Source organism: Microbacterium sp. (assembly GCF_030149085.1).
In the GTDB taxonomy this organism is placed as follows: domain Bacteria; phylum Actinomycetota; class Actinomycetes; order Actinomycetales; family Microbacteriaceae; genus Microbacterium.
In genome coordinates, this window is the sequence record NZ_JASBSF010000398.1 from 1 (window position 1) to 6,298 (window position 6,298).

4 protein-coding genes and 1 pseudogene are annotated in these 6,298 nt (G+C 64.5%); 4 read left to right on the forward strand and 1 reads right to left on the reverse strand.

What is annotated here, in order from left to right:
- A pseudogene (locus Q1V87_RS15720) lies at nt 1–840 on the forward strand (hypothetical protein); the annotation flags it as partial.
- The gene (locus Q1V87_RS15725; protein WP_300595011.1) at nt 744–3,131 is read left to right on the forward strand and encodes a DEAD/DEAH box helicase family protein; all 2,388 of its coding nucleotides are present in this window, start codon (nt 744–746) and stop codon (nt 3,129–3,131) included. The pseudogene Q1V87_RS15720 and the gene Q1V87_RS15725, both read left to right, overlap by 97 nt.
- A 28-nt stretch (nt 3,132–3,159) precedes the next feature.
- On the opposite strand, the gene Q1V87_RS15730 is transcribed toward Q1V87_RS15725, so the two are convergent.
- The gene (locus tag Q1V87_RS15730; protein WP_300595006.1) at nt 3,160–3,648 is read right to left on the reverse strand and encodes a YajQ family cyclic di-GMP-binding protein; all 489 of its coding nucleotides are present in this window, start codon (nt 3,646–3,648) and stop codon (nt 3,160–3,162) included.
- 206 nt (nt 3,649–3,854) lie between these two features.
- On the opposite strand from Q1V87_RS15730, the gene Q1V87_RS15735 reads away from it, so the two are divergent.
- Together Q1V87_RS15735 and Q1V87_RS15740 are read left to right on the forward strand one after the other, a co-directional pair.
- Nucleotides 3,855–5,090, forward strand: coding sequence for a maltose ABC transporter substrate-binding protein (locus tag Q1V87_RS15735; RefSeq protein WP_300595008.1), 1,236 nt, complete (start codon nt 3,855–3,857; stop codon nt 5,088–5,090).
- 72 nt (nt 5,091–5,162) lie between these two features.
- Nucleotides 5,163–6,298: maltose ABC transporter permease (locus tag Q1V87_RS15740; RefSeq protein WP_300595010.1), on the forward strand; the 1,136-nt coding region annotated here is incomplete at its 3' end.

The window sequence follows — 6,298 nt, forward strand, 5'->3', positions numbered from 1 at the left end:
CTCGTCGGCAATGACGCCGTCCACAAGGATGACGAGATGCCGCTGGCGCGTGCACGCGGATCCCTCGAACAGCTTCACCGCGTATGCCTCTGGCTTCAGCACTGCTACGGCGACCCGGCAGCACCGCACCCGGCGCCATTCGCGTTCGACCGCGTGCCGCCGGCACCCGAGTCAGTCGTGCGCCAAGCACGTAGCGAACTCCTCAAAATCCAAGCCGAGTTCGACAACGCCCGCGCGCAATTGAGCGAAGCGGCGGCGCTCGGCGCCAAAGCGGAGGCCGAAATTGAGGAGTTACGCGCAGACATCGCGCGGCTCAAGGCCGAGAACGCCCAACGCAACACCACGCACAAGATCGCGGATCCGACCGACGCGACCGAGGCCCAGACCCGCGAACAGCTCATCGACCTGCTGCTCCACGAAGCGGGCTGGCCGCTCGATGATGCCCGCGACCGCGAGTGGCCGGTGACCGGCATCCCGAGCCCGTCGGGCACCGGCAAGGTCGACTACGTGCTGTGGGGTGATGACGGAAAGCCGCTCGCCGTCGTCGAAGCGAAGCGCACCTCGAAGAGCGCGAAAGAGGGGCGTGAGCAAGCCGCGATCTACGCGGATGCCCTCAACGCGATACTGGCCAGCGCCCGCTCATCTTCTACACGAACGGGTACGACACCTGGTATTGGGATGACCGGCGCTACCCGCCGCGCAAGGTCGCAGGATTCCTCACGAAAGACGAACTGTTGCTGGCCGTGCAACGCCGCACGACGCTCAGACCACTCGAGACCGTCGCGGTCGACCGGGAAATCGTCGAGCGGTCGTACCAGCTGCGTGCCATTCGGGCAGTGAGCGATGCATTCGAGCACAAGCGGCGTCGAGCGCTGCTGGTCATGGCCACCGGTACCGGCAAGACCCGCACCGTGATCGCGCTGGTCGACGTGTTGCAGCGAGCGAACTGGGTCAAGCGCGTACTGTTCCTCGCCGATCGCACCGCGCTCGTGAATCAGGCAGTCGCCGCGTTCAAGACGCACCTGCCCGACAGTGCACCGGTGAATCTGCTTACCGACCGCGATAGCGAGAGTCGTGTCTTCGTCTCCACCTACGCGACGGTGATGAACCTCATCGACGCGGGCGACGACAACCTGCGCCGCTTCGGCCCCGGCTACTTCGATCTCATCGTGGTCGACGAGGCTCACCGATCGATCTACAACCGGTACGGCGAGGTCTTCGACTACTTCGACGCGCTCGTCGTCGGTCTCACCGCAACACCCCGAGCCGACATCGACCACAACACGTATCGACTCTTCGAGCTCGACGACGGAGTACCCACTGACGCTTTCGAACTCGACGACGCGATAGCGGGAGGTTTCCTCGTGCCGCCGAGAGCTCGCGTCATCGACCTCGGGTTCATGAGTCGCGGCATCCGCTACGCCGACCTCAGCGACGAGGAACGCGAGCAGTGGGACGCCCTCGAATGGCAGGACGGCGACATCCCCGACGAAGTGGATGCCGCAGTCCTGAACCGCTGGCTGTTCAACGAAGACACTGTCGACAAGGTCCTGGAGATCCTCGTCGATGAAGGGCACTACGTCCAGGGTGGCGACGTGCTCGGTAAGACGATCATCTTCGCGAAGAACCAGAAGCACGCCGAGTTCATCCAGGAACGCTTCGACGCGAACTTCCCCGAACAACGCGGCCAGACGGCGGCGATCATCACGCACGCCTCCGGGCCCTACGTTCAGGACCTCATCGACAGGTTCTCGACCCCGGGCGCGAAGCCCCACATCGCCATCTCCGTCGACATGCTCGACACCGGCATCGACATCCCGGATGTCGTCAACCTCGTGTTCTTCAAGCCGGTGCATTCGCAGACGAAGTATTGGCAGATGATCGGGCGCGGCACCCGCCTGCGTCCCGACCTGTACGGCGCCGGCAAACCGAAGGCCGACTTCATCATCTTCGACGTGTGCGGCAACATCGAGTACTTCAACGCCGACATCCCCGAGGCATCCGGCCGGCGAACGGTATCCGTCTCGGAGCGCGCGTTCCTCGCACGCCTGCGACTGCTCGGGCTGCTCGCGGGTCGCGACGACACGGATGCTGCGCCGCTGCGTGACCAGCTCGCGACGCGCCTTCACGCCGCGGTGGGAGGCATGAACCGCCAGAACTTCCTTGTCCGTAAGCGCCTGCGCGCCGTCGACCGTTTCACCCCCGCCCAGGCGTGGCAGCACTTCACTCCCGCCGACCTGGATGACGCAGCCGTCCTGGCGGGACTACCGACGGCATCCGAAACCGACACCGACGAAGCGGCGAAGAGGGTCGATCTGCTGCTGCTCGCGGCGCAGGTCGCCGTTGCCGGCGGCGACCCGGTGCCGCAGCAGATCATCGCCTCGGTCATCGATGTCGCCTCCGCACTGGGTCAGCGCCGCGGCATCCCGGCCGTCGATCAGCAGGCTACGCTGCTCAGCGCCATCAGCGACCCGGAGTGGTGGGATGCCGCGAGCCTCACCCACCTGGAGTCTGTGCGCGTCGGCCTGCGCGGGCTCGTGCGACTCATCGATGCGCGCGGGCAGCATCCGATCTACACGGACTTCGTCGACACGATCGCCGAGCGCCGCGACATCGACATCGTGCGGGTCATGCCGGGACTGGACCGTCGCGCTTTTCGCGAGAAGGTCCTCGGATTCCTCGAGGGTCATCGCGGCAACCTCGCGCTGCGCAAGCTTCGGACCGGACGCGAACTCACCTCCGTCGATCTCACCGAACTCGAGGCGATCCTCATCAGTGTCGGGGGAGTGGATGCCGAGCAGCTGCGCGCTCAGGCCGACGAAGCACGCGGCCTCGGGCGACTCATCCGTTCGATCGTGGGGCTCGATCGTTCAGCGGCCGAAGCCGCGCTCGGTGACTTCGTGGCGGCATCCGGATTCACGCACCGCCAGCATGTCTTCGTCGATCTCATCGTCGAGCAGCTCACGATCGCGGGCTACCTCGACCCGCGTCGACTCTACGAAGACCCCTTCACGGGAGTCGCTTCCGAGGGGCCGGATGCCCTGTTCACGGAGGCGCAGGTCACCGACCTCATCGAACGCCTGCGTCAGCTCGACGAGTCGGCCGAGCCCCACGACTCGGCATCCGCCTAGCCGTCACCGCAGCGGTGTTTGGAGCGCTCTACCGGTAGTTGACGAACTGCAGGTCGACGTCGAGATCGGCGGCCTTCAGAATCCGGATGACTTCTTGCAGGTCGTCCCGGCTCTTGGACTGCACGCGCAGCTCATCGCCCTGGATCTGCGACTTCACCGACTTGGGGCCCTCGTCGCGGATGATCTTGCCGATCTTCTTCGCGTTCTCCTGCGAGATCCCGTCCTTGAGGCTCGAGACGATGCGGTACTCCTTGCCGCTGGCTGTCGGCTCGCCCGAGTCAAGGCTCTTCAGTGAGATCCCGCGCTTGATGAGCTTCGACTGGAACACATCCAGCACTGCTTTCGCGCGCTCTTCGGAGTTGGCTTTGATGAGGATCTGCTCACCGCTCCACTCGATCGAGGCGTCAGTGCCCTTGAAGTCGTAGCGCTGCTCGACCTCTTTGCGCGCCTGGTTGAGGGCGTTGTCGGCCTCCTGGTGGTCGACCTTGCTCACGATGTCGAACGATGAATCAGCCATGGGGGAATTCTAACGACGCCTCCTCTATGGAAGCGTTTCCATACGGATGACGATCACAAACTGGTCTCGATACTGGGGACAAGTCTCGCGTCATCCGCTCCGGGATGTTACAAATGTAAGCGCTTGCAGAACCCGCGAGCACACTGGTTCGACGCGGAACACTCGCGACGGCCGATCCCATCAGCACTCAAGAGAGGCACACACCAATGAAGGTGAACATGAGGAGCATTGTCGCCCTGGGCGCGATCGCTGCGATTTCATCTCTGACCCTCGCCGGTTGCGCGGGCAGCTCAGACAGTGGCGAGACCACGGCACCGGACATGTCCGGCTCCATCACCGTGTGGGTCGACGCCGACCGTGCAGGCGTGCTCGAAGCGGCCGCTGCCGACTTCACCGAGCAGACCGGCGTTGAGGTCACCCTCGTCCAGAAGGAGTTCGGCGAGATCCGCGACCAGTTCGTCCAGCAGGTTCCGACCGGCGAAGGCCCCGACATCGCTGTGGGCGCGCACGACTGGCTGGGCACCCTCGTGACCAACGGCGTCGTCGCACCGGTCGAGCTCGGCGACAAGGCCGGCGACTTCGAGGATGTCGCCATCAGCGCCTGGGCCTACGACGGCCAGACCTACGCCGTTCCCTACGCGATCGAGAACATCGCCCTCATCCGCAACACGGATCTCGTGTCCGAGGCTGCAACTGACTACAACGACATGATCGCCAAGGGTCAGGCCGCCGGTACCGAGTACCCCTTCCTCGTGGGCCTTGACCCCGAGGCCGCGGACCCGTACCACCTGTACCCGTTCCAGACCTCGTTCGGTGCGCCGGTTTTCGGTCAGAACGCCGACGGCAGCTACAACGCCGACGACCTACAGATCGGCAATGAGGGCGGCGTCGAGTTCGCCAACTGGCTGGGCGAACAGGGTGCTGCCGGCATCCTGAACACCAACATCACTGGGGACCTCGCGCTCGAGAACTTCACCTCGGGCAAGTCGCCGTTCTTCCTGACGGGCCCGTGGAACGTCCCGGCGATCGAAGAGGCCGGCATCAACTTCTCCGTAGACGCGATCCCCTCGGCCGGTGGCCAGGACGCACAGCCGTTCGCTGGTGTGCAGGGCTTCTTCCTGAGCTCGGAGAGCGAGAACACCCTCGCAGCGAACGAGTTCCTCGTCAACTACATCGGTAGCGAAGATGTTCAGCTGGCCCTCTACGAGGTCGGTGGCCGTGCACCCGCGCTGAGCGCCGCCTTCGACCAGGTCGAAGCGAGCGACCCCGTCGTCGCCGGATTCGGTCAGGTTGGCGCCAACGCCGTGCCGATGCCGAGCATCCCCGAGATGGGCTCCGTCTGGCAGTACTGGGGCGTGACCGAAGCTGCGATCATCAACGGCGGCGACGCGCCGGCGCTGTGGACGCAGATGGCGGCCGACGTTCAGGCAGCGATCGAGTAATCCGATCCGCGCAGGTGGGGTGGTGCCCAGGCGCCACCCCACCTCATACCCTGCCCAGGAAGAGGGATGAGGATGTCTACTCCGACCACCGAGAATCGCGACCCCGCGATCGACCCGCGCCGTCGCAAGAACTCGGCACGCGCGCGCCGCATAGCGGATTCCGCCGGCGTCGGCTGGAAAGTGCTGCTGTTGAAGATCGTCGCGATGGCGATCATCGACGCGCTCGCGCTGTACTCCGTGCTCGTGCTCATGCAGAGCGAGCAGTGGGTCCCGATCGTCGTCATCCTGCTCATCACGGGCTTCGCGAACTACATCTACTTCAGCCGCGGAAACCTGCCTGCGAAGTACCTCATCCCCGGGCTCATCTTCCTCTTCGTCTTCCAGATCTTCGCGGCCGGCTATACCGCCTACGTCGCCTTCACCAACTACGGCACCGGCCACAACAGCGACAAGGATGCCGCGGTCAACGCGCTCCTCCTCCAGGCGCAGGAGCGGGTGCCCGATTCCCCCGCCTACAAGCTCACGATCGTCGAGCGTCTCGGGGAACTCTCGTTCCTGGTCACCGACCCCGATGGGGTCGTTGAGATCGGCAACGACGACAACCCGCTCGAGCCGGTCGAGAACGCCGAGATGGATGGCAGCAAGGCTGTCGGTCTCGACGGATACAACAGCCTGAACTTCTCGCAGATCGTCGCGAATCAGCAAGAGATCGCCGCCATGGCGGTCCCACTCAGCGACGACCCGAACGACGGATCCCTGCGCACCCCCGACGGTTCCAGCGCCTACGTCTACCTGTCGAAGCTCGTCTATGACGAGCAGGCCGACACAATGACCGATACCCGCACGGGAACGGTCTACTACGACATCGGAACCGGCGCCTTCACAGCCGAAGACGGCACGGAGCTGCTGCCGGGATGGCAGATCTTCGTCGGCTTCGACAACTTCACGCGCGCCTTTACCGAAGAGTCCATCCGCGGCCCGTTCTTCTCCGTGCTCGCCTGGACGTTCGTCTTCGCGTTCCTGTCGGTGGCCACGACCTTCGTGCTGGGGCTGTTCCTTGCGATCGTCTTCAACGATCCACGGATGAAGTCCAAGAAGTACTACCGGGTGCTCATGATCCTCCCGTACGCGTTCCCCGGGTTCCTCTCGGCGCTCGTGTGGGCAGGCATGATGAATCAGGAGTTCGGCTTCATCAACGTCGTGCTCTT